General features: G+C 70.6%; 22 protein-coding genes and 1 pseudogene. 14 read left to right on the forward strand and 9 right to left on the reverse strand.

The genetic code is table 11. The features are described from left to right. Positions 1–143: 143 nt before the first annotated feature. The 4 genes from BMY61_RS25240 to BMY61_RS25255 all read right to left on the reverse strand — a co-directional run bounded on the left by BMY61_RS25240 (position 144) and on the right by BMY61_RS25255 (position 5,126). The gene (locus BMY61_RS25240; RefSeq protein WP_042455126.1) at positions 144–1,163 is read right to left on the reverse strand and encodes an ABC transporter permease; all 1,020 of its coding nucleotides are present in this window, start codon (positions 1,161–1,163) and stop codon (positions 144–146) included. Next, positions 1,160–2,734, reverse strand: a complete 1,575-nt coding sequence (locus BMY61_RS25245; protein WP_042455124.1) for a sugar ABC transporter ATP-binding protein — start codon at positions 2,732–2,734, stop codon at positions 1,160–1,162. The genes BMY61_RS25240 and BMY61_RS25245 overlap by 4 nt, the downstream gene beginning before the upstream one ends. A gap of 47 nt (positions 2,735–2,781) precedes the next feature. Next, complete coding sequence (locus BMY61_RS25250) at positions 2,782–3,927, reverse strand: substrate-binding domain-containing protein (protein ID WP_042455121.1); 1,146 nt, start codon at positions 3,925–3,927, stop codon at positions 2,782–2,784. A 161-nt stretch (positions 3,928–4,088) separates the two neighbouring features. Beyond that, the gene (locus tag BMY61_RS25255; RefSeq protein ID WP_042455246.1) at positions 4,089–5,126 is read right to left on the reverse strand and encodes a LacI family DNA-binding transcriptional regulator; all 1,038 of its coding nucleotides are present in this window, start codon (positions 5,124–5,126) and stop codon (positions 4,089–4,091) included. A gap of 347 nt (positions 5,127–5,473) precedes the next feature. Between BMY61_RS25255 and BMY61_RS25260 the strand changes: the two genes are divergently transcribed. Beyond that, the gene (locus BMY61_RS25260; RefSeq protein WP_236656536.1) at positions 5,474–6,385 is read left to right on the forward strand and encodes an aminoglycoside phosphotransferase family protein; all 912 of its coding nucleotides are present in this window, start codon (positions 5,474–5,476) and stop codon (positions 6,383–6,385) included. Between the two features lie 8 nt (positions 6,386–6,393). Here BMY61_RS25260 and BMY61_RS25265 read toward each other — a convergent pair whose 3' ends face one another. Next, the gene (locus tag BMY61_RS25265; protein WP_174514554.1) at positions 6,394–7,068 is read right to left on the reverse strand and encodes a thiaminase II/PqqC family protein; all 675 of its coding nucleotides are present in this window, start codon (positions 7,066–7,068) and stop codon (positions 6,394–6,396) included. Between the two features lie 279 nt (positions 7,069–7,347). Between BMY61_RS25265 and BMY61_RS25270 the strand changes: the two genes are divergently transcribed. Both BMY61_RS25270 and BMY61_RS25275 read left to right on the forward strand, forming a co-directional pair. After that, complete coding sequence (locus tag BMY61_RS25270; protein ID WP_143094510.1) at positions 7,348–7,704, forward strand: PadR family transcriptional regulator; 357 nt, start codon at positions 7,348–7,350, stop codon at positions 7,702–7,704. Position 7,705: 1 nt separating this feature from the next. Then, positions 7,706–8,275 carry a hypothetical protein gene (locus BMY61_RS25275; protein ID WP_042455117.1) on the forward strand — a complete coding sequence of 190 codons (570 nt, stop codon included), beginning with the start codon at positions 7,706–7,708 and terminating at the stop codon, positions 8,273–8,275. A gap of 341 nt (positions 8,276–8,616) precedes the next feature. Here the strand turns inward: BMY61_RS25275 and BMY61_RS25280 are convergent, their stop codons facing one another. Beyond that, positions 8,617–8,922 (reverse strand): hypothetical protein, encoded by a 306-nt coding sequence (locus tag BMY61_RS25280; protein WP_161791325.1) that lies wholly within the window; start codon positions 8,920–8,922, stop codon positions 8,617–8,619. 274 nt (positions 8,923–9,196) lie between these two features. On the opposite strand from BMY61_RS25280, the gene BMY61_RS25285 reads away from it, so the two are divergent. Continuing rightward, a complete protein-coding gene (locus tag BMY61_RS25285) occupies positions 9,197–10,447 on the forward strand; it encodes an amidase (protein WP_042455113.1) in 1,251 nt (416 codons plus the stop codon). 4 nt (positions 10,448–10,451) lie between these two features. Then, positions 10,452–10,669, forward strand: a pseudogene (locus BMY61_RS25290) (transposase); the annotation flags it as partial. A 125-nt stretch (positions 10,670–10,794) separates the two neighbouring features. Here the strand turns inward: BMY61_RS25290 and BMY61_RS25295 are convergent. Beyond that, entirely contained in the window at positions 10,795–11,262 is a 468-nt protein-coding gene (locus tag BMY61_RS25295; protein WP_063773349.1) for a DUF3995 domain-containing protein, read from the reverse strand. Between the two features lie 162 nt (positions 11,263–11,424). On the opposite strand from BMY61_RS25295, the gene BMY61_RS25300 reads away from it, so the two are divergent. The 6 genes from BMY61_RS25300 (at position 11,425) to BMY61_RS25325 (ending at position 14,651) form a co-directional block, all read left to right on the forward strand. Further along, positions 11,425–11,937, forward strand: coding sequence for an RNA polymerase sigma factor (locus BMY61_RS25300; RefSeq protein WP_236656534.1), 513 nt, complete (start codon positions 11,425–11,427; stop codon positions 11,935–11,937). Then, positions 11,934–12,425, forward strand: coding sequence for a hypothetical protein (locus BMY61_RS25305; protein WP_042455109.1), 492 nt, complete (start codon positions 11,934–11,936; stop codon positions 12,423–12,425). Before BMY61_RS25300 ends, BMY61_RS25305 begins: the two co-directional genes overlap by 4 nt. Next, a complete protein-coding gene (locus tag BMY61_RS45230) occupies positions 12,422–12,997 on the forward strand; it encodes a hypothetical protein (RefSeq protein ID WP_143094513.1) in 576 nt (191 codons plus the stop codon). Before BMY61_RS25305 ends, BMY61_RS45230 begins: the two co-directional genes overlap by 4 nt. A 31-nt stretch (positions 12,998–13,028) precedes the next feature. Next, complete coding sequence (locus tag BMY61_RS25315) at positions 13,029–13,220, forward strand: hypothetical protein (RefSeq protein WP_052439203.1); 192 nt, start codon at positions 13,029–13,031, stop codon at positions 13,218–13,220. A 155-nt stretch (positions 13,221–13,375) separates the two neighbouring features. After that, positions 13,376–13,660 carry a hypothetical protein gene (locus BMY61_RS25320; protein WP_143094514.1) on the forward strand — a complete coding sequence of 95 codons (285 nt, stop codon included), beginning with the start codon at positions 13,376–13,378 and terminating at the stop codon, positions 13,658–13,660. Positions 13,661–13,904: 244 nt separating this feature from the next. Next, entirely contained in the window at positions 13,905–14,651 is a 747-nt protein-coding gene (locus BMY61_RS25325) for an MBL fold metallo-hydrolase (protein ID WP_042455107.1), read from the forward strand. A 159-nt stretch (positions 14,652–14,810) separates the two neighbouring features. Here the strand turns inward: BMY61_RS25325 and BMY61_RS25330 are convergent, their stop codons facing one another. Continuing rightward, positions 14,811–15,722 carry a winged helix-turn-helix transcriptional regulator gene (locus BMY61_RS25330; protein ID WP_042455105.1) on the reverse strand — a complete coding sequence of 304 codons (912 nt, stop codon included), beginning with the start codon at positions 15,720–15,722 and terminating at the stop codon, positions 14,811–14,813. 59 nt (positions 15,723–15,781) lie between these two features. On the opposite strand from BMY61_RS25330, the gene BMY61_RS25335 reads away from it, so the two are divergent. After that, complete coding sequence (locus BMY61_RS25335) at positions 15,782–17,041, forward strand: MFS transporter (protein ID WP_042455103.1); 1,260 nt, start codon at positions 15,782–15,784, stop codon at positions 17,039–17,041. Between the two features lie 133 nt (positions 17,042–17,174). Here the strand turns inward: BMY61_RS25335 and BMY61_RS25340 are convergent, their stop codons facing one another. Continuing rightward, positions 17,175–17,984, reverse strand: coding sequence for a hypothetical protein (locus BMY61_RS25340; RefSeq protein ID WP_042455100.1), 810 nt, complete (start codon positions 17,982–17,984; stop codon positions 17,175–17,177). Positions 17,985–18,229: 245 nt separating this feature from the next. Here BMY61_RS25340 and BMY61_RS25345 point away from each other — a divergent pair, with 245 nt between their 5' ends. Next, complete coding sequence (locus tag BMY61_RS25345) at positions 18,230–20,185, forward strand: ABC transporter ATP-binding protein (protein WP_236656533.1); 1,956 nt, start codon at positions 18,230–18,232, stop codon at positions 20,183–20,185. Positions 20,186–20,197: 12 nt separating this feature from the next. Continuing rightward, complete coding sequence (locus BMY61_RS25350; RefSeq protein WP_052439201.1) at positions 20,198–20,725, forward strand: NUDIX domain-containing protein; 528 nt, start codon at positions 20,198–20,200, stop codon at positions 20,723–20,725. The last annotated feature ends 64 nt before the right edge of the window (positions 20,726–20,789 follow it).

Here is a 20,789-nt window from a genome sequence, read left to right on the forward strand (position 1 = left end):
TGTGCTCATTTAGCCATCGGGTGGGAGGAGCCGCATCCCGTGCCGCGCGGCGCGCGACCGAAAGGGTCTCGGGAGCGGCCTTCCGCAACGACGGGAGCCCGCGTCGGCGGTTGCCGACGCGGGCCCGGGACGGACGCCGAGCGTCACCTCCGGGTGCGCCCGAAGTAACGTGCCCGCACCCGGTCCAGCAGGATCGCGACGCCCAGCACCGCACCCTGCACGACCTGCTGGTCGTACGGGCTGACCTTGAGCGCGAGCAGGCCGTTGGTGATGAACTCCAGCAGGATCGCACCGGCGGCGATCCCGGCGATCCGGCCCTCGCCGCCGAAGAGGGAGACGCCGCCGACGACGGCCGCCGCGATCGCGGTGAGCTCCCAGCCGGGCCCCACCGACGGGTCGGCGACATTCATCCGGCCGATCACCAGCATCCCGACCACACCCGCCAGGACGGAGCTCGCGACGTACGTCGCCGCGATCCGACGACCGGTCGGGATGCCGGCCAGGCGGGCCGCCTCCTTGTTGCCGCCCACCGCGTAGATCTGCCGGCCCACGTACGTCCGCTCCAGGACGAACCACGCGATGACCACCGCCGCCACGAAGAACAGCGCCGGCACCGGGACCTCGCCGATGTAGTACTGGCTCAGGTTGCTGAACAGCGGTGAGATGTTGTTGATCGGCGACCCGCTGGTGATCGCCAGCGCGAGACCCTGCGAGACCGTGTACGTCACCAGGGTGATGACGAACGGGGGGACGTTCAGCCGGGTCACCATCATGCCGTGCCACAGACCGACCAGGCCGCAGACCACCAGCGTGACCAGGATCGCCAGCGGCGCCGGCATGCCCTGGTTCACGTTGAACCACGCTGCCAGGATGCCCGCGAGGCCCGCGAGCGCACCGACGGAGAGGTCGATGCCGCCGGTCAGGATCACCAGCGACTCGCCGATGGCGAGGATGCCGACCTGGGAGAGGTCACGGCCCATCACCTGGAGGTTGCCGACCGAGGTGTAGGTCGGGGCGTCCAGTGCGATGGCGACGAAGACCAGCACGCAGGCGATGATGACGCCCGCCTCCGGCGACTGCGCCAACCGCCGGACCAGATTGGCCCCCGCCCCGGCGCGCGGCGCGCTGCGCTCAGGTGGTGCCAGGGTGCTCTGCGCGCTCACGTGCTCGCTCCGTTCGTCATCACTTCTTCCTCGGTGTGGCGCACCGCCGTTCCCGCCGCGGCGGTCATGATGCGCTCCTTGGTGCAGTCGGCGCGGTCCAGGACCGCGACGATCCGGCCGTGGTTCATCACCGCGATGCGGTGGCAGATCCACAGCAGCTCCTCCAGCTCCGAGGAGGCCACCAGCACCCCCGTCCCGCCCTCCGCCGCGCGGTCGATCAGCGCGTAGATCTCCGCCTTCGCGCCCACGTCCACACCGCGCGTCGGCTCGTCGAGCAGCAGCAGTCGCGGCTCCGCCGCGAACGCCCGCCCGAAGATCGCGCGCTGCTGGTTGCCGCCGGAGAGCGAGCCGACGGGCTGCTCGACCGACTGCATGCGGACGTTGACGTTCTCGGTGATCCGCCGCGCCTCCGCTCGCTCGCGGCGCGGACCGAGCAGGCCGCCCGGCCCGCTGATCCGCTTGAGCACCGAGACCACCACGTTGGCCCGGATCGAGGCGAACAGGACCAGCGACTGTTCCTTGCGGTCCTCCGGGATCAGCGCGATCCCGGCCGCCACCCCGTCGCCGGGGCCCTTGGGTGCGTAGGGCTCGCCACCGACGCGCATGGACCCGCCCGTGGCGGGCTGCGCGCCCGCGACGGTGTGGACCAGGCGACTGCGACCGGAGCCCATCAGCCCGGCCACGCCCAGGATCTCCCCCGCGCGCAGCGCCAGGTCCACCGGGCCGAGGCCGTCGGCGGTGAGGCCCTGAACCTCCAGCAGCACCGGACTGTCGGGGGGTGGCGTCCGCGGCTCGTCGTGGGCGACCTCGCCGCCGACCATCTCCCGGATCAGCCTCTCCTCGTCGGCCTCCTCCGGCGTCAGGTCGGCGACCAGCCGGCCGTTGCGCAGTACCAGGACGCGGTCGCTGACCGCCCGCACCTCGTCGAGCCGGTGTCCGATGAAGAGCACCGTGCCGCCGTTGTCGGCCAGTTGGCGGGCGAGGCCGAGCACCATCTCGGCCTCGACCGGCCCGAGGGAGGAGGTGGGCTCGTCGAGGATCAGCAGCTTGGGGTCGCGCCCCCAGGCCTTGGCGATCTCGATCATCTGCCGGGTCGGCACCGGCAGCGTCCGCACCTCGCGGCCGACCGGGATCGCCTCGGGGGAGAGGCCGATCCGCGTCAGCATCGCGGCGGCCTCGGCCCGCTGCGCCGCCCGGTCCACCAGGACCCGGCGCCGCGACGCGCGCGGCCGTCGCCCGAGCAGCAGGTTCTCCGCCACGGAGAGCTGTCCGACCAGCGGGAACTCCTGGGACACCAGCGCGACACCGAGTTGCTGCGCCGCCTCGGTGGAGCCCGGGACGAGCGGGCGGCCGTCGATCTCGACCTCACCGCCGTCCCGGTGCACCGAACCGGAAAGCGTCCCCATCAGCGTGGACTTGCCGGCACCGTTCTCCCCCACGACACCGACCACCTGGCCGGCGTAGAGGTCGAGCTCGGGCAGGTCCAGCACGCGGACGGGTCCGTAGGACTTGTGCACCCCCCGGAGCCGCGCGAGGACCGCGCGGCCGGGGGCGTTCTCCGCCGTCGTCATGTCGGCTCCGTCATCTCGGCTCCGTCATCTCTGTTCGGGCCTCACCCTCAGCCGATGCCGAGCTGGGACTGGAGGGACTGGTAGGCGCTCAGGTCGGACTGGGTGACCAGACCGACACCCGAGCTGAGCGTCGAACCGTCCTGGTCGAGGTAGGGCTTGACGATGGCCATCGTGGCGTCCTTGCCGAGCACCTTCTCCGCGGCCAGGAGGTAGGCGCCGGTGTATCCCTGCTGGTAGGGCATCTGCACGACCGTGCCGGAGATGGTGCCGGACTTGATGAACTGCAGGGTCTGCGCGTCGGAGTCGTCGGAGACGATGTGCACCGAGGCGGTCTTGCCCGCCGAGGTGACCGCCTGCGCCAGCGCCGGGCCGTCGTAGGAGTAGACGCCGTAGAGGCCGTTGACGTCCGGGTTGTTGGCGAGGATGGTCTCCGCGTCGGAGGTGGCAGTGCTCGCGGAGAGGTTGTCGTTGACCTTCTGCGCGATGGTGATGCTGGTGCCCTTGAGCGCGTCCTCGAAGCCCTGGATGCGCTGGGTGGCGTTGGACGCGGTCAGCGAGCCGACGAGGACCGCCACCTTGCCGTTGCCGCCGAGCACCTGCTTCATGGCGGTGCCCGCCTGGAATCCGGCCTGGTAGTTGGGTGTGCCGAGGTAGAGCGAGGCGGCGTCGGTGCCGGGCAGTGGGGAGTCGATCGCCAGCACGTCGACGCCGTTCTGGACATCGGTGTGGATGGTGCCGGCCGCCGAGGTGGGGTCGATCGCGGAGATGGAGTAGCCGGTGACGCCCTGCGAACGCAGCGTCTCCAGCTCCGAGTTCTGCTCGGTCAGCTTGCCGTTCGGCGGGGCGAAGTAGGTGCACTTGCCGGAGGAGATGCCGAGGTCGGAGCAGCCCTTGAGGAAGCCGACCTGGCCCGCCTTCCAGTAGTCCGCCGCCACGTTGACGACCATGGCGATGTCGACCTTGGACAGGTCCTTGCCCGCCAGCGCCGACTTGAGCGCGGCGTCGAGCTTGGCGAGGTTGTCCTGGTTGAACGTCACCGAGCCGGAGAGCTGGACGGCGGCCGGCGCGGAGCCGCCGCCGGACGTGGCGGGAGCGGCGGACCCGCCCGGGCTCTTGGAGCAGGCGGCGGCCGACAGCGCGACAAGGGCGGCGAGCGCGACGGCGGTGGTGCGAGATCTGGCCGAGCCGATCATCTTCGATCGATTCCTTCCTGACGGTGGTGGTTGGTGGTGCCTCTCACGGAAATGTGATCGCTAACAATTCGCCATCATCCAGGTCGCGAAGGACTGTTGAACGATGTCGTGCCGGTGTGGTCAGGGTCGGCCAAGTACGGCCGAAGGCGGCCGAGTTGCGGTCAGCCGCCTGGGCGGGCGGCGGAGGCGCGGACCACGAGCGTCGGTTCGATCGCCACCCGTGGCGCCTCCGCTCTCGACCCTCGCGGCCCCCGTCCCGGTCCTGTCGCCGGGCCGCCGGGCCCCGCGGCGCCGATCATCTCGATCAGCGCCCGCAGTGCCCGACGCCCCACCTCGTCGAAGTCCTGGCGGACGGTGGTGAGCGGCGGCCCGAAGTACTCCGCCTCCGGGATGTCGTCGAACCCCACCACGCTGACGTCCTCCGGGACGCGGCGCCCACCCTGCTGCAACGCACGCAGCAGACCCAGCGCCATGTGGTCGTTGGCACAGAACACCGCGGTGACGGAAGGGTCCGCCGTGATCCGCACCCCGAACTCGTAACCCGTTCGGGCCGACCAGTCGCCACCCGCCATCGGATCGACCTGCGGCGCTCCGCGCCGTTCCAGGCTGCGCCGCCAACCCGCCTCGCGTTCCTGCGCGTCGAGCCAGGACCGGGGGCCGGCCAGGTGGTGCACGGTGCGGTGGCCGAGGTCGAGCAGGTACGAGGTGGCCCGCTCGGCTCCGGCCTGGTTGTCGACGGCCACGGAGGCGAGCGAGGCATGGGTGCCGCAGCCGACCGCGACCACGGCCACGTCCGCCGGGACCTTGGCCAGCGCGCCGACGGCCGTCGTCTGCGGGGCGATGACGATGATGCCCTCCACCGCCTGGTCCCGCAGCCGGTCCACGGCCTCCAGCACCGACCTGCGGTCCAACGCCGCGAGCGCGGCGACGGTGACGAAGTAGTCGTACTGGCGGGCCGCTTGCTCGATGCCGTAGAGCATCGAGGCCGGACCGTAGAGCGTGGTGTTGAAGCTGATCACACCGAGCGTGCGGGTACGGCGGGTGACGAGCGTCCGCGCGGCGGCGTTGGGCCGGTAGCCGAGCTCCCGGATCGCCACGAGCACGCGGTCACGGGTGGTCGGACGGACGTTGGGGTGGTCGTTGAGCACCCGCGAGACCGTCTGGTGCGAGACCCCGGCGGCCCTGGCGACATCGGCCATGACCGGCGCGCGTTCGAACTCCACGGACCCGACCCTCCCCTCACGACTGCTCACGACCGCTCTCGACTACGGCGTTGGAGGGAATTGTTAACGCAAACATTTCGGAGGGTCAAGGCATCGCGCAAACCCTTCGCCCAGGTGACCTTCCGGTGCGTCAGCAAGCCTCTTCCGTGGCCTAGCTGTGACCCGCCGGGCGCTTGCCAAGCGTTGCGCGGGGCAGGATTGTTAGCGCTAACACCCGCCGGAAATCCTGTGGCCCCGCCGTGGGCAGCCCGCTACGCTGCGGCTTTCCCGCGCGCGGACTCTCCCCGCCTGCGGTTTCCCACCCGCGCACCTCGAGGAGACGCGTGACCGGCACCAGGATGCATGCCGACGAGATCGACATCGACACGGCACTGGTCGCCCGACTGATCGCGCGTCAGTTTCCGGCGTGGGCAGGACTGCGCCTGGTCCGGGTGCCGTCCGCCGGGACCGACAACGCGATGTTCCGGCTCGGCGACGACCTGGTCGTCCGCCTGCCGCGCATCCCCGACGCCGCGTCGGGGATCGCCAAGGAGCAGCGCTGGCTGCCGCACCTGGCCCCGCACCTGCCGCTGGTGATCCCCGAGCCGGTCGGCCTCGGTGTCCCGGACGAGTCCTTCGAACTGCCCTGGTCGGTGTTCCGCTGGCTCGACGGCAGCGACGTGCACTCCCGACCCGTCGGCGATCCCGTGGCCGCCGCGCGGCAGTTGGGCGGTTTCGTCACGGCCCTGCGCGGCGTCGACGCGACGGACGGGCCGCGCTCCTACCGTGGCGGACCGCTGCTCGCACGCGACGCGGGCGTCCGCCGCGAGATCGCGGACCTGCATGCGGACGCCACCCTCGACGGCGCGCTCGCCACCGCCGCATGGGAGCACGCCCTCGCGCAGCCGCAGTGGGACGCGGCGCCGGTGTGGCTCCACAGCGACCTGCTGCCCGGCAACCTGCTGGCGCGCGACGGCCGGCTCAGCGCCGTCATCGACTTCGGCGCGCTCGGCGTCGGCGATCCGGCCTGCGACGTGATGCCCGCGTGGACGGTCTTCGCGGAGGACAGCCGCGCCGCGTTCCGCGAGGCGGTTGCCGTGGACGACGCGACCTGGGCGCGCGGCCGCGGCTGGGCGCTCTGCTTCGGTGTGGGCGCGTACCACTACTACCGCGAGACCAACCCGGTGCTCGCCTCGGTCGCCCACCGGGCGATCACCGAGACGCTCGCGGAGTTCGCGGCCCTGACCGGCCACTGACGCGCGGATCAGTCGACGGGCTCGCCGGCGAGGGTGTTCCAGAACATGAGCTCGTAGGTCTGCAGCAGGCGGCCGTACTCCAGCACGTCCAGGGCGTTCGCCGCCGCGTCCGTGCGGGCCTGCCACTCCTCGACCACGGCGAGCGCGCGAGCCTCCGCGTCCGGATCCGGGGTGGCGAAGAAGTCGAAGAACGCGCAGGCCCGGTCATCGAAGCCGTAGTGGGTGCGGAGCGCCGTGGACACCGTGGCGCAGTAGCCGCCCCAGGCGGCGAAGTTGGCAGTGAGCGCGAGGACGACGCCGGCCGGTTCGCCGTTCAGGGCGAGCCACGCGAGGTAGGCCGGGTAGGCCTGGCAACCGGCCAGCGGCGGATGGGCACGCAGCGCGGCGTCGTTCAGGCCGCAGGCCGCCGCGAAGGGCGCGAGCAGACCGAGCGCCTGGCTCTCCCCCGCGGCGAGCTCGGCAAAGTACGCACCCGCGGGTGCGTCCGCGCAGCGGGCGGCCAGAACCAGGAAGCTGCGCCGGTCGCTCGCGATGATCCGTCGCTGTTGCGCGGCGAGCCCGCCGAGCAGGCGCAGCGAGGCGCTGCCGTCCCCGATCCGTTCGATCAACCGGTTCTCGTCGGCACCGGGCGCGAGCTCCTCGCGCACGCGTGCCAAAAGATCCGTCGCGCCCTGCGTCGTCATGAAGTCGGCCCCCTCGCCTCGGTGGTGCGTCGTCCCGTCCCAGTGGGACCAGAACCGGCGTATCACAGCGGGCGGCGCGGGGCGGCGAGGCTGGCCGGGTGTCCGCGTCGCTCCGCCCGTCGGAGTAACGCCGCGCGTGCGGGACCCGGTGGCTCGGGACTCGGTGACTCCGGGCTCCTGAGCTCCGAGACTCCGAGGCTCCGAGGCTCCGAGGCTCCGAGGCTCCTGGGCGATATTCAGTACTTGACACTGCCTAGTACCTGGGACAGTCTAAGTCCTGTGACCTCCAGCCATGACCCCCAACTGCTCAAGGGCGTCCTGTCGCTCCTGCTCCTGCACCTGCTCGCCGAACAGGAGTCGTACGGGTACGAGGTGGCCCAGCGCCTGCAGGCCGCCGGCTTCACCGACGTCCTGGAGGGCACGGTGTATCCCGCCCTGGCCCGGCTCGAACGCGAAGGGCGACTGGCCACCCGGCTGGTCGCCTCCAGCAGCGGGCCCGCGCGCAAGTACTACCGGCTCACCGAGGCGGGCGAGGAGGCCTTGGCCGCCGGCTCCGCCGGCTGGACCCGGCATGTCGCCGGGGTCGACGCCGTCCTGTCCCGCCCCCTGCCCGCAGCTCCGCAGAAGGGTTCCTGACATGCCGCACACCGTCACCTGGCTCGACCGACTGCGCATCGAACGGGTCGTCTGGTCGCTCGACCAGCGCCTGTACGACCTGCCCTCGCGGACCCGCGTCGCCCTGCGGCGCGAGGTCCGTGCCAACCTGCTGGCCGCCGCCGCGGAGGTGGGCGTCACCGAGGCCCTGCACCGCCTGGGCGACGCCCGTGCGCTCGCCCGCGAGTACCTGGACGCCGAGCTCGGCGAGGGCCCGCGTCACTCGTGGATGGCTGCGCTGCTCTTCCTGTTCACGACACCGCTGGTGCTGAACTTCTTCCTGAGCGAGGCCACGAACGCCTACCAGCAGGCCCTGACCGCGACCGGCGCACCCGCGGACGGCACCTTCAGCTGGGGCGGCGTCGCCTGGCTGCAGAGCTCGGTCACCTTCGCGATCCACCAGGGCCAGGCCACCCACACGGGCGGCGCGTGGACCCCGCTGGTCTACATCCTGCTCGTCGTCGGCTCCATCGCCTGCGGGCGCCTCTGGCGCGCGCTCCCCCGTCGCGGCAACGGCGGCCCGGCCACCACCGCGACCGGCGCGGCGGGCTGACACCCTCCGGCGAGGCGCGAGGCCCCGCCCCTGAGGGGCGCGCCCGATGTCGCGGGCGGCTCCTGGCCGCGTGTCGAGATGCCCCGACGGCCTGCGGTCCGCCCACGTTCCCGGGCACCGGGCCCTCCGCGCGACCGTCAGCGCTCCGGGCCCCCGGGCCTGGGACCTCAGGGCTCAGGGTCAGGGCTCAGGGGACATGGCCCAGGAGGCAGGGCTCCGGGGACAGAACTCGGCATGCCTCAGGGCTCAGGGCCCCGGTACCTCAGGGCAGCACGAATCGGAACCACACCAAGCCGAGCGCGCCAGCTGACAGTTCGTCGAAGGCTGGGTCGTTCGCGAGACTACAGGCCAGCTCTGGCCAGCAACTCTTCTGCCTGCTGACGACTACGCGCTGCGGGGATGGGGGCTGGTGCTGGGCAGGCGTGGGGTTGACGGGTGGAGCCCAGGAGCCACGTCAGCTGGGGGTCGTCCGTCTCAAGCGTGCTTGCCAGGTCCTCGCGCATCCCGGCAGGGGTGTCGGCACGGGCTGCGATGGCGTTGCGGACGAATATGTCCGGGTCCTGGGCCAGTCGATCACGCATGTCGGCCGGCAAGGCCGGATGGTCGGCAAGGGCCAGCCGGACCACCACCTCCGAGTCGGTGGCCATGTCCGCTGCCGGTTGCGCATGCCGAACCGCAGCGGCACGGGTGGCAGGGTCGGCCATCAGCTCCGACAGAAGGTCTGGCGGCGGTGGGAATGCGTGGACGGCCGCCCTTCTGAGTCCCTCTTGGACCGCCAACTCCTGCAGCTCAACATCCAAGCTCCTGGCCTGAAGGCTAAACGAAGTTATTCCGATCGTGTTCGATGGTCAAAAGGCGATGGAAGAGCGGGCGGGCAGGCCGTGGCAGTCTGGGCTCCTACAAGGGAGGGAAGGTACGGGCATGGGGACAGCTAGTCAGCTCTGCAAGCGCATTGAGGCCGGAGATGCAGCCGTTCGTGCCTTTGTCGGCAACGGGGAGACAGATTCCGCCCGGCGAAGGAGGGTCCAGGCAGAAGAAGGAGTTGTTCGGGAACGGTGGGGCTCCCCTGCACAGCGGCCACCGCTCTTCTGCGTTCCTGTCGCGGTCAAGGACATTGTCCGGGTTGACGGACTGCCCACCCGGGCCGGTTCCCGGCTGCCGGCGGACGTGTTTGCGGGAGCACAGGCATCGGCCGTCGACCGGCTGCGGAGCGCTGGAGCCATTGTCGCAGGGAAGACCGTCACCGCGGAGTTCGCCATGAGCGCGCCCGGCCCCACTCGTAATCCGCACGATCTCGAGCACACGCCGGGTGGGTCGAGCAGTGGCTCCGCGGCTGCCGTGGCGGCCGGGATTGTGCCGCTCGCCATCGGTACGCAGACCGTAGGCTCCATCATCCGGCCTGCCGCCTACTGCGGTGTCGTCGGGTTCAAGCCGACCTTCGGGCGGATCCCCAACGACGGGGTCGTGCCCAACGCCCCTTCTCTCGACACCCTTGGGGTGCTCGCCGACGGCCTTGCGATGGCGGAGGCCGCAGCCAGCGTGCTCTGTGACGGGTGGTCAGCGGTCGGAGTCGTCGCCGCACCCGTCTTGGGCGTGCCCGACGGGCCCTACCTTCAGCGGTCCGACGCCGACGGGCTCGCCGCGTTCGAGAAGCAGGTGCGCGTCCTCGTCGACGCCGGGTTCACCGTCCGCCGCGTACCGATGCTCGACGACTTCGACAACCTCATGAGCGGTCTCCGAGCTGTCAACCGCTACGAGGCCGCCCGTAGCCACGCCGAGTGGTTCCCCCGGTACGGACACCTGTACCAACCGCAGTCCGTCGCCACCGTGCAGCAGGGGCACGCCATCACACGGGAGGAATACACGATGGGACTCAAGCAGCAGGAAGTGCTCCGGGCGCGGCTCGGCCACGACACCAATGACGCCGGCGTCGACCTGTGGATCGCCCCCTCCGCCACCGGGCCCGCGCCCCGCGGCCTCGACAGCACCGGCAGCCCCGTCATGTGTGCGCCTTGGAGCTACGCCGGATGGCCCGCTCTGTCTCTGCCCGCTGGCCGCAACCCCCAAGGGCTGCCGTTCGGACTGCAGTGCGTTGGCCCCGCCCACTCCGATGAGCTTCTCATCAAGTGGGCGGAGCCTATCGCCGCCGCGCTGACGGGCCGCCTCGGCTGAAGACCCCCGCAGGTGGGTGGTGGAGCGGACTTCTCCTGGTTGGGGCGGTGCAGACGGTTGACACGGGACTACGAGCGCAAGACCGCGCACGCCGAGGCAATGATCAAGGTCGCGATGATCCGGCTCATGGCCGCCCGCCTCGCCGGCGAGGAGATCGAACCGCACGGCCCCATCGAGACCGAAGCAGCCCGCCGCCTCGCCGACGACCTCATCAGCCAGTAGTCATCTACTAACCCAAAACTTTCTGAGCCGAAGGGTCCACGACACCATGGGCAGCGCCCTGGAGGTTGAGCCGGAGATCATCAAGAGCGTCCCGCCGGTCTGAAGGCGAACCGGAACGGGGCGGATCAGGACAGCGCCCGCCGCAGCGAGCGGAGACGGCCTATTCCGGCTGCCCTGGGACCTGTCACGACCGACAGCGCGAGCGGCGCGAGCGTCATACAGGCGGGGGTGTAGAGAAGCAGGTTGAGCCAGTAGAAGGGGGCCTGCGGGTCACTGCCCACGCCGCTGATCCAGACCAGCCCGGCCACGCCACGCATGCCGAGGCCAGCGGCCACCGCGAAGCTGCCGAGCGCCGCGAGTTGGCCTCCGCGGCCGTGGGACCGGGCGAGCAGCGCCGTCGCGCCCGTCACGAGCATTCCCGCGATCGGAAGCAGTACCGGCGCGTTCCATCGTACGTCCGCATTGAGGACCGCCAGGGACAGGGACGTGAGCGAGTGGGCGGGCCAAACGGCTCCGGTCGCCCAGTAGGAGTGGATGGCGGCATCCAACATCAGCACCGTCGCCACGGTTCGCGCCTTGGTGTGCACCTTCATCGGAACCTCCGTCGATCGCCGTGCCGCTCTCGGTGGTGAGCGGCTCCGCCACAGAGAGGCAGGCCGGCGGCCGGACGTTCCGTCGGGGGCCCCGGAAAGCTGAGGAAAAAAATCGGCGGGAGTTCGATGGAACCTTTTGCAGACTTCGCTCCTCCTCCACATGTGACCGATGACGACCTCTCCGTCGTGGTGCGACGCGCCCAAAGGGGTGACACCGTGGCGATGAGCAGTCTTCTTGCTCGGCTGACCCCTTTGGCGGCGCGCGTCTGCGGGCCGATCGCCGACGCCGACGGGCCGGACGCGACGCAGGAGACGCTGATCGCGGTCTTCCGCAACCTGCGCTCGTTGAAGGATCCGAGCGCCTGCCAGGGCTGGGTGAGGGCCATCGCCGTGCGCGAGGCGGTGCGGCTGGCGAAGCGCGCGGCGCGCACCGTTCCCGTCGATCCGGGGGAACGGTTGGACCGGATCCCCAGCCGACGGGACATCGAACAGGCGGCGGACGTGTCGGACGTGCTGGCCAGGCTGTCACCAGAACACCGGGCCGTGATCGTGCTGCGGGACGTGGAGGGCCTCGACGAGTCCGAGGCCGCGGAACTGCTGGAGCTGCCAGTGGGCACGGTCAAGTCCCGGCTGCACCGGGCGCGTGACAACTTCCGAAAGGCGTGGGGCGTATGACGCCGAACTGGCCGGTGGCCGACTTCGACCCGGTGCGCCGCCTGCGGGTCCTGGCGGCGGGGATCTCCGGCGCGGTGGTCGCCGAACGGGCGATTCCGGTGCCCTTCGACCGGCTCTGGAGGATCGTCAGCGACCTGGAGCACGAGCTCGGCACCTTCGAGGTCGACATGCGCAACATCACCCTGCGCGAGGTCGACGGCCGACTCGAGGCCCACGCCCGAGGGCGGCTCGGGTTCCGGGCCCGCTTCGACGTCCAGTTGGAGTCAGGCTGGTGCTGGATGCAGAGCCGCTTCCTGCTGATCGGGATCGCTGCCGTGCCGGCGCGGGGCGGCACCCTGGTCGCCGCGACCGGCGGCTTCCGCCTTCCCGGCCGCGCGGCTCTCTTCCCCCTGGGCGTCGGTCGCGCCAACGCCCACGCCTTGGTCCGCCTGGCCCGCCGAGCTGCGGAGCCGGACCGGACAGGTCCTGGCGGCGCAGGAGAGGAGTGAGGGAGCTCGCCCACGGCTTCAGAGCATATATTGAACATGTTCAATTTCTGCGCCATGATCTCCTGGCTGGATCGCGACGATCGAACGGCGGGGGCTTGGTCATGGTGAAGGCTGGGCGAGCACCTGGCGCGGTGCTCCTGATTGCAGGCGTCTTGTGGGCCTGCGTCGGCTGCGGGGGAGCGGGTGGCGCCGCAGCCTCCGTCACCGAAGGCCAACTTCTCGGCACGTGGAGTGCCGGCTCGGGCGGGCAGATGACGCTGTCAGCAGACCACATGTTCACGGCGATCGGTCTGGAGCGAACCGTCCCCGACGGCGACTGCAATTCGACACTGATGCGAGGCACGTGGGAGTTCTTCGTACCCATGCCAGGTGATTCGAGTGGCCACAGCCACGTGACAGACGCCTCGGCAACTCAGGGGCAGAGCTTCGGGGTGATCTTCGGCTCCGGTCAGTCGCCTGTCTGCTCAGGGCTGACGGGCGAGATCCAGCGTGACGCAGCCGGGCTCGACATCTGTCTGGTCGAAGACGGAGACGAGGCCTGTGCTGACGACGAGATCCTGCGCCACCAGTGAGACGTGAGTCCCGTGCCGAAGGGAGATACGCATGGAGATCCTTGCCTACGGCTTCGTCGTCGCACCATGTTTCGGCGTCGTCCTGTTCACCTGCTTCGCAGCGTGTCGCGCGCTGGAGCACAGAGCGTTCAAGGTGCTGACGGCAGGATTCTTCCTTCTGGGTCTGGTCTGCCTTCTGGTCCCCGTCCTCGTCGCCGTCTGGCTGGCTCAACTGATGGCCTGAGCGCGACCCCGACGTGGGCTGATTGGGCTTGAGTGGCTGTTGTCCTTCCGGGCTTGAGAGCTGCGTTTCCGCTGGTCGGGCATAGGATCGGCGGCCTCGTGGCAGTGGTGACGTGTCGTGTCGTCGCTCGGGTGGAGGTCGGGAGGCCGTCGGTCGTGGGGCTGCTGGAACAGCGCGAGCTCACTGCTCGCCGCCGTGTGGACGAACTGCGCGAGGAGGCCGACCGCATCCATGCCGAGCTGGACGTGGCCGAGCGGGAGTGGAACGGGTGGGTCGTCGCCCGTTCACGCGTCGGCGAGGGGCTGACCTCGGACGACGACGCCGGGGACCGGCCGGCTCCCGCTGGACAGCCGTTTCGGCCCGAGCCGGCTGACGCGGCGAAGCCGAAGTCGGTGATCCCACAGCGACAACAGGGCCTCCCGGACAGCTTTTTGGCGTAGGCACCCTTTGAGCTACCAAGAGGCCCTGTTTTCATGCACGGCAGGCGTCGCAGTCACCCGACCGAGACTCGCGGCCGAGAGACATCCGCCCTCGCTGGCGTCGGCATTCGCTGTCGGGTCGGCAAGGCTTACCCAGGCGCGGCGCGACCGTCGACTACCACCGGCTCGGTGTGTGATCCAATGCACCTTGCACTGTGGGGCCGTTCGGCCACGCCTGGGCATGCGGTGACCCAGACTTGACGGCATGGTCGAATGGTACGAGCAGCATGAGATCGGCGATGGAGTCGTTCGGATCACCGAACCACACGTCGACCCGCTGCTGAAGGCGAACCTATGGTGGCTGCGTGGTTCGGATCGTGATGTCGTGGTGGACGCCGGTCTCGGCGTGGTCGGACTCCGCCAGGCGATCCCGCAACTGTTCGAGCGAGATCCGCTGGTCGTTCTCACCCACGCGCATCTCGACCATGTCGGTGGAGCACATGAGTTCAGCGAGCGGGTCGCCCACAGATCTACAGCCGGGATTCTCGCGCGCGGAGTCCCGGCGAGTCTGTACGGCACCGAACTCTACGAGAAACTCGGGATCGATACTGTGGGAGAGGATGTCCCCGACCTGCTGATCAGCACGCTGCCGCATCCCGAGTACGACCCGGGGGCGTACGGCGTGGCACCAGTGACCCTCACCCGTGGGGTTGAGGACGGCGACAAGATCGATCTGGGCGATCGGACGCTGACCGTCATCCATCTCCCCGGCCACACGATGGGATGTATCGCTCTCCTGGAGGAGCGCACTGGCGTGCTGTACTCGGGTGACACCGTCTACGACGGCTACCTCATCGACGAGCTCCCCGAATCGGACATGCCTTCGTACCGGCAGAGCATGGAATTCCTCGCGCAGGTGAACGTGTCCGCCGTCCACCCTGGCCACGGGCGCAGCTTCGACCAAACCCGTCTCCACGAACTGGCACAGGCATACATACGGCGCACCCCGTGATTCTCCTGGCCACCGCCAGGCGGTGCACGTCGCCAGTGCGCGGCAACCGCCGCTGTCACCCGATCGGGACTGCCGTTCGACTGACAGCCTTCGAGATCGGAACGACAACAGCCCTCAGGACCCCGGTGCCTCAGGGCCCAGGGCTCGGGGCTCGGGGCTTCAGTGGTGCGGCGCCCCGCTCTCCGGTGCGGACGCCTGCAGTGAGTCGACGAGCGCCAGCGCGTCGTCGACGGAGCCTGCCGGGTCGGCCACCGGATAGAGAACGCCGCGTACCGTGCGGGTGGAGTCGAGGACCAGGGTCAGCCGCTTGAGGCGGTCGACGCCTGCCGCGCGGAAGGTGGGGAGCCGCAGGGCCGCGGCCAGTTGCAGGTCTGCGTCGGAGAGCAGCGGGAACGCGATCCGGGCGTGGTCCGCGAAGGCGTCGAGCTGGTCGGGGCGCTGCGTGCTGACCCCGTGGACGCGGGTGTCGCGCCGGGCGAAGTCCGGCATCCGGTCGCGGTAGGTGCAGGACTCCAGCGTGCAGCCGGAGGCGCCGGGGATCTGGCCCCAGCCCGGCGGGTAGTCGTGGCCACCGGGCGCGAAGGCGCCCGGGTAGCAGTACAGGACCGTCCAGGCGTGCTCGGCGGAGACCGGATCGACAGGCTCTCCGTCCCGCCCCGCGAGCGCGAGCTCGGGCAGGCGGTGTCCGACCAGCGCGTGCACACGCCGGGTCTCGGCGGAGTCCGCCGTGCTCGTGGCCGAGAGCGTGCCGTCACCCATCACGTGGCGTCCGCCCCAGTCCTGGAGGGCGACGAGGACGGGCAGCAGCCCGCGTCCGGTCGGCGTCAGGTGGTAGGCGTAGCGGGGCGGGTGCGCGCTGTAGAGACGCTTCTCCAGCACCCCGTCGCCCACCAGGGATTTCAGGCGCTCCGTCAGCACCTTGCGGCTGATCCCGAGTCCGTCGCGGAGCGCGTCGAACTGGTGCGTCCCGCCCGCGACGTCGCGGACGAGGAGCAGTGTCCACGGGTCGCCGACCACCGCCAGCGCCTGGGCGATCGCGCAGTCCGGGTCGCCGAGTTCTGTGTACCGCATGATCCATGAGTATAGTGAGTTCCCTAAAGAGACTCACTTGACGGCGCACGGGGGACGGCATGACCACAGCGGTACGGCAGCAGGTGGGGCAGGAGGCGCCTCCGAAGGGCGCGGCCCGGGTGGCGGCGTTCTGGCGGTACTGGAGTGCCTCCACCGTGAGCGGGGTGGGCGACGCCGTCACCGCCGTGGCCCTGCCGCTGCTGGCGGTCCTGGCCCTGCACGCCTCCGCGTTCGAGGTCAGCCTGATCACGGCCGCGTCCTACGTGGCCTGGCTGCTGATCGGTCTCCCGGCCGGCGTGCTGGTGCACCGGCTGCCGCTGCGCGGCACGCAGGTGGCGATGGACCTGGTCCGGGCCGCGGCGGTGGCCTCGGTGCCGGTGGCGGCCGCGCTCGGCGAGCTGAGCCTGACGCAGTTGATCGTGGTGGCGCTGGTCGTCGGCCTGGCGTCGGTGGTCTTCGACGTCGGCAACTCGACCTTCCTGCCCGGCATCGTCAGCAAGGAGGAGCTCACCACGCGCAACAGCCTGACGTCCGGCGCCCGGGCGGCGACCCAGCTCGGCGGCCCCTCGCTCGGCGGCGTGCTGGTCCAGTTGCTCGGCGCGGCAACGTCGATGGTGGTGGACTCGGTCAGCTACGTCCTGTCCGCCGCGCTGATGGGCAGCCTGCCGCAGGTGGCACACCCCGCGCAGGAAGGCCCGCGCCGCGGCATGGGCGAGATGATCCGCGAGGGCTGGCGCTACGTCACCCGCCACCCGGTCATCGGCCCCTGCGCGGCGTATGCGACCGCCGTCAACTTCGTCTGCGGCGGCCTCATGGCACTGACGCCCGTCTTCCTGGTCCGCAGCGTGGGCGCGCCGCCCGCGCTGGTCGGACTGCTGATCGCGACGGAGGGCGTCGGCAGCCTGGTCGGCGCGGCGCTGACGCCCCGGATCGTCGCCCGCCTGGGCAGCGGCAGGGCGCTGCGCCGGGCCGCGGTGGCCACCCCTTGCTTCGCCCTGCTGATGCCGCTGGCCGGCAGCTCCCTGACGCTGGGCCTGTTCGCCCTGGGCAACGCCGGCTTCGCCGCCGCGGTGGTGGTCACCAGCATCGTGACGCGCACCTTCCGGCAGGCCGCCACTCCCCCGGAGCTGCTGCCGCGCGTGATGGCAACGGTCCGCTTCGTCTCCTGGGGCGCGATCCCCTTCGGAGCACTGACCGCGGGCGGCGCCGCCGCGCTGTGGGGAACCCGTTCCGCTCTCGTCCTGATGGCTGCGCTGGCTGCGATCAGCCCCCTGATCCTTCTCGCGAGCCCGATCCGCCGCATGCGCGAGCTCGCGTAGCCGGACGACCGGACGACCGTGATCCAGCGACAGCAGCCAGGCGGCCAAGGGCGCTTGGGAGACCGGGAGACCTTGGCCGCCGTGGTGTTCGTGGCCACATAGGGCTGCACCCGGGCGGCAGCTCCCGGGGGGCTCACACCGCGGTGGCGAAGCCGTCATTGACGCCAGCAGGGCGGCCGCTTTCCCAGATGCGGTAGAACTCGTCCCGGAAGTGCTGGTACCAGCGGGCATCCTTGAGGCGTGTCAGTGTCATCACCGGGTCCGCGGCTGCTGAACGGTGAACATACAGATCGACGTAGATACGTCCTTCGTCCGTATCGGCATCGAGGAGGGCCAGCCCACAGGCGGGCAACAAGGGCAGGAAACGTACCTGGATCCGGCCGCCGGCACCGGGGGTCGCGGCGAGTTGCCGTAGCAGATCGACCGAGGGCCGAAGATAGTGCTCGTAGCGGTCGGGCGAGTCAGGAATACTGCTGCGGCGAGCTGCCTCCTGCGGAACCGTCGACATCGGATCGATGACGGCAATGTGAATCGACGCGCCGTTCAGCAGAAGCCGCTCCAGGTCGGCCATGTGGGTGCGCAGAGTGCGCGACAGGGAAACCCCCACGATCAAGACTTCCCGCGCGTGCCGCAGTTGCTCCTCGAAGCCGACCTTCGTTGTGGTGAGGAATCGATCGGCCGAAACCTCCTCCGCCACCCGTTCGCGGACCAGCTGCGCCAGTTCTCTGTGACTGCGCTCAAGACGCTCGCCCGCATGTCGACCCTCGAGAGCACTGCCGGCCAGCAACGCCAGCGTGGCGAGGGTGGCTGCGGAGAGTATGCCGGGCGAGACGGTTCCCAGCACTCCCAGTACCGCCAGCGACAAAGAAACCAGTCCAGTGGCGTAAATCTCCAGGTTCTTGCCGTCGCGGACATCGGTGCGGAGCTGTCGCCAAAGTGACATACGCTCATGCTCCTCAGGCGCCCAACGGCATGTCAATGACCGTGCTTTGAAGCGCTGACCGGCCAGGGTCGACGGCGCTGATGCAGCAGCTGTCCCCTGTGGCGCGGCAGATGCGGTCGATGTCAGGACAGCGTGCAAGCAAACCCGGCCGTTGCCACTCGAAGGAGTGAGCGCTGTCGGACCCCGCCGGTACAACGGCAGACAGGACATGCAGAAGCGTGTGCTCACGTCGAGTCTGCCGGAGCGTGCCTGTGACTCTGGACGCCACCACCGATTCCACCCCTGATTCCACCGATTCCACCGTCGACTCCTCCACGGCCGCCACCGATGAGGCCCTGCGGTTCGCGCTCCAGGGCGAGGACCTGGAGGGCGACGCGCAGCGGATGACGACCGCCGGGATGGCGCGGCGGTTGCCGCGGCTGCTGCGGGAGGCGCTCGCGCTCGCGTGGCGGGTGGACCGGCGGGCGGCCGTCGCGCTGCTCGCCTGCCAGTTGGTCTCCGCGATCACCGGCGCCCTGGGGCTGCTGGCGACCAATCAGACGATCACCGCGCTGGTGGCCTCGGGGCACATCACCGCGCGGCTGCGCCAGGCGGTGCCGGCCATCTGCGTGCTCGCCGGCGCGGCGGGGCTGCGGGCGCTGTTCGGGATCGCCATCACCGCGCTGTCCAACCGACTCTCGCCGATGGTCACCCGCGAGGCGCAGTTCATGATGCTCGACGCGGCCACCAACGCCGAGCTCTCCGCCTACGACCACCCCGGCTTCAACGACCGCTGGGATCTTGCCGACCGCGGCGCGGCCACCGCCTCCGACATGATCGGCCTCTCGCAGAACCTGATCTCCTCCGCGGCCTCGCTGGTCTCCGCCGCGGTGGTGCTCGCGATCATCCATCCGCTGCTGCTGCCGCTGACGCTGCTGGCCGCGATCCCCCAGGCCGTGGCCGCGACCAGAGCCGCGCGGGTGGCCTACGAGGCGATGATCGCCACGTCCGGCCTGCGTCGGGTGATGGGCATGCTGCGCTGGCACCTGGGCGACAAGTGGCAGGCCGACCAGATCCGCAGCGACACCATCGCGCCCTACCTGCTCGGCAAGTACTCGGCCGCCGCCGAGGAGGTGGAGCGGCAGACCAACCGGGCCGTCTGGCGCGGGGCGCGGATCAGCCTGGTCGGGTCGGTCGCGGCGGGGCTCACCTCGGGGGCGGTCTGGGTGACGCTGGCGCTGCTGCTCTCTGCCGGGCTGATCAGCATCGGTTCGGCCGGCACGGCCGTCTTCGCGCTCCGCGCGGCGTCCCAGGGCCTGCAGGGCATGGTGGGTTACGGCGCCCAGCTGTTCCGCAGCGGCCTCTACCTCGACCACTGGTCCACCTTCGTCGCCGAGGCCTCCGGCATGCGGCTGGCCCGCGGCCACGGCGTGCCCGAGGCGCCCGCCGTGGTGGCGGCGCGCAAAGTCTCCTTCACCTACCCGACGGCCGAGAAGGAGACGCTGCACGAGGTCGACCTGGAGATCCGGCGCGGCGAGATCGTCGCCCTGATCGGCGAGAACGGCTCGGGCAAGTCGACGCTGATGCGTCTGCTCTGCGGGCTCAACCTGCCGACCGCGGGCGCGGTCGAGTGGGACGGCGTCGACACCCGCGAGCTCGACCCGCACGCCCTCTGGCGTCACGTCGCCGTCGTGCCCCAGGAGTTCGCCCGTTGGCCGATGAGTGCGCGGGAGAACATCCATCTGGGTCAGCCGCGGCCCGACGGGGACACCTCGGTCCTGCGCGCGGCCGCGGCCAGCGGCGCCGACGACGTGATCGCCTCGCTGCGCAGCGGCCTGGACACGCTGCTGGCCAGGGAGTTCTGGGGCGGGGTGGCGCTCTCCTCGGGGCAGTGGCAGCGCTTCGCGGTGGCCCGCTCGCTGCACCGGGGCGGCGGCCTGCTGGTACTCGACGAGCCGACCAGTGACCTCGACCCGCGCGCCGAGCACCGCATCTTCACCGGCCTGCGCGAGATCGCCGCGGACCGCGCGGTCATCCTCGTCACGCACAACCTGGCCAACGCCTCGGTGGCGGATCGGATCGTGTGCATGGAGGGCGGACGGATCACGCAGTCGGGGAGCTTCGCGGAGCTGGTGAACCAGCCCGGGATCTTCCAGCGTCTCTGGAGTCTCCAGAGCGACCGTCCGATTCCAGAGCAGCGACACCAGGACCAGAAGGACTGAGGAGCCCGGACCATGACCGATCCCGAGTCGTACCTGAGCGGCATCGCCCGCGCGTTCCCCGCCGTCTCCTGCGTCGTCACCGACCCGGCCGGCCGGGTTCTGCTGGTGCGCTGCTTCAACCGCGAGCCGTGGGGCTGTCCGGGCGGCGTGATCGATCCCGGGGAGACGCCCGAGCAGGCGGCGGAACGCGAGCTGGCCGAGGAGACGGGCCTGCGTCTGCGGGCCGGTCGTCTGCTCCATCTCGCCTGGGCGGTCGGCGACGCCTCCGACCTGCCGAACATGCCGGGCGTCCAGTTCTACCTGGACCTCGGCACGGTCCCGCTCCCGCACCCGCCGCTGCGGCTGCAGCCGGACGAGATACGCGACGCGGCGTGGGTCGCCCCGGCGGATATCCCCGCCTACATGGGTTCGCTCCGCGTCTCCCGCCTCCGCGCGGCGCTCGACGCCCGGGCGTCGGGGGAGGTCCGCGTCCTGTCCGCGACCCGCCGGGAGCTGGCCGCGGACGCGGCGGGCTTCGTCCCACGCATGTCCGACAGATAAGTCCGATATATCTCCTTTACGCATCCCATATGCATAAAGGAGCATTCGCCCTATAATCACTTCC

The organism is Streptacidiphilus jiangxiensis, assembly GCF_900109465.1.
Classification (GTDB): domain Bacteria; phylum Actinomycetota; class Actinomycetes; order Streptomycetales; family Streptomycetaceae; genus Streptacidiphilus; species Streptacidiphilus jiangxiensis.

Excerpts from the sequence above, each read along its gene's own strand:
- BMY61_RS25245 (WP_042455124.1), bottom strand. The coding sequence starts at position 2,734 with ATGACGACGGCGGAGAACGCCCCCGGCCGCGCGGTCCTCGCGCGGCTC.
- BMY61_RS25250 (WP_042455121.1), bottom strand. The coding sequence starts at position 3,927 with ATGATCGGCTCGGCCAGATCTCGCACCACCGCCGTCGCGCTCGCCGCC.
- BMY61_RS25255 (WP_042455246.1), bottom strand. The coding sequence starts at position 5,126 with ATGGCCGATGTCGCCAGGGCCGCCGGGGTCTCGCACCAGACGGTCTCG.
- BMY61_RS25265 (WP_174514554.1), bottom strand. The coding sequence starts at position 7,068 with ATGACGACGCAGGGCGCGACGGATCTTTTGGCACGCGTGCGCGAGGAG.
- BMY61_RS25275 (WP_042455117.1), top strand. The coding sequence starts at position 7,706 with ATGCCGCACACCGTCACCTGGCTCGACCGACTGCGCATCGAACGGGTC.
- BMY61_RS25280 (WP_161791325.1), bottom strand. The coding sequence starts at position 8,922 with ATGGCCACCGACTCGGAGGTGGTGGTCCGGCTGGCCCTTGCCGACCAT.
- BMY61_RS25285 (WP_042455113.1), top strand. The coding sequence starts at position 9,197 with ATGGGGACAGCTAGTCAGCTCTGCAAGCGCATTGAGGCCGGAGATGCA.
- BMY61_RS25295 (WP_063773349.1), bottom strand. The coding sequence starts at position 11,262 with ATGAAGGTGCACACCAAGGCGCGAACCGTGGCGACGGTGCTGATGTTG.
- BMY61_RS25305 (WP_042455109.1), top strand. The coding sequence starts at position 11,934 with ATGACGCCGAACTGGCCGGTGGCCGACTTCGACCCGGTGCGCCGCCTG.
- BMY61_RS25315 (WP_052439203.1), top strand. The coding sequence starts at position 13,029 with ATGGAGATCCTTGCCTACGGCTTCGTCGTCGCACCATGTTTCGGCGTC.
- BMY61_RS25325 (WP_042455107.1), top strand. The coding sequence starts at position 13,905 with ATGGTCGAATGGTACGAGCAGCATGAGATCGGCGATGGAGTCGTTCGG.
- BMY61_RS25330 (WP_042455105.1), bottom strand. The coding sequence starts at position 15,722 with ATGCGGTACACAGAACTCGGCGACCCGGACTGCGCGATCGCCCAGGCG.
- BMY61_RS25335 (WP_042455103.1), top strand. The coding sequence starts at position 15,782 with ATGACCACAGCGGTACGGCAGCAGGTGGGGCAGGAGGCGCCTCCGAAG.
- BMY61_RS25340 (WP_042455100.1), bottom strand. The coding sequence starts at position 17,984 with ATGTCACTTTGGCGACAGCTCCGCACCGATGTCCGCGACGGCAAGAAC.
- BMY61_RS25350 (WP_052439201.1), top strand. The coding sequence starts at position 20,198 with ATGACCGATCCCGAGTCGTACCTGAGCGGCATCGCCCGCGCGTTCCCC.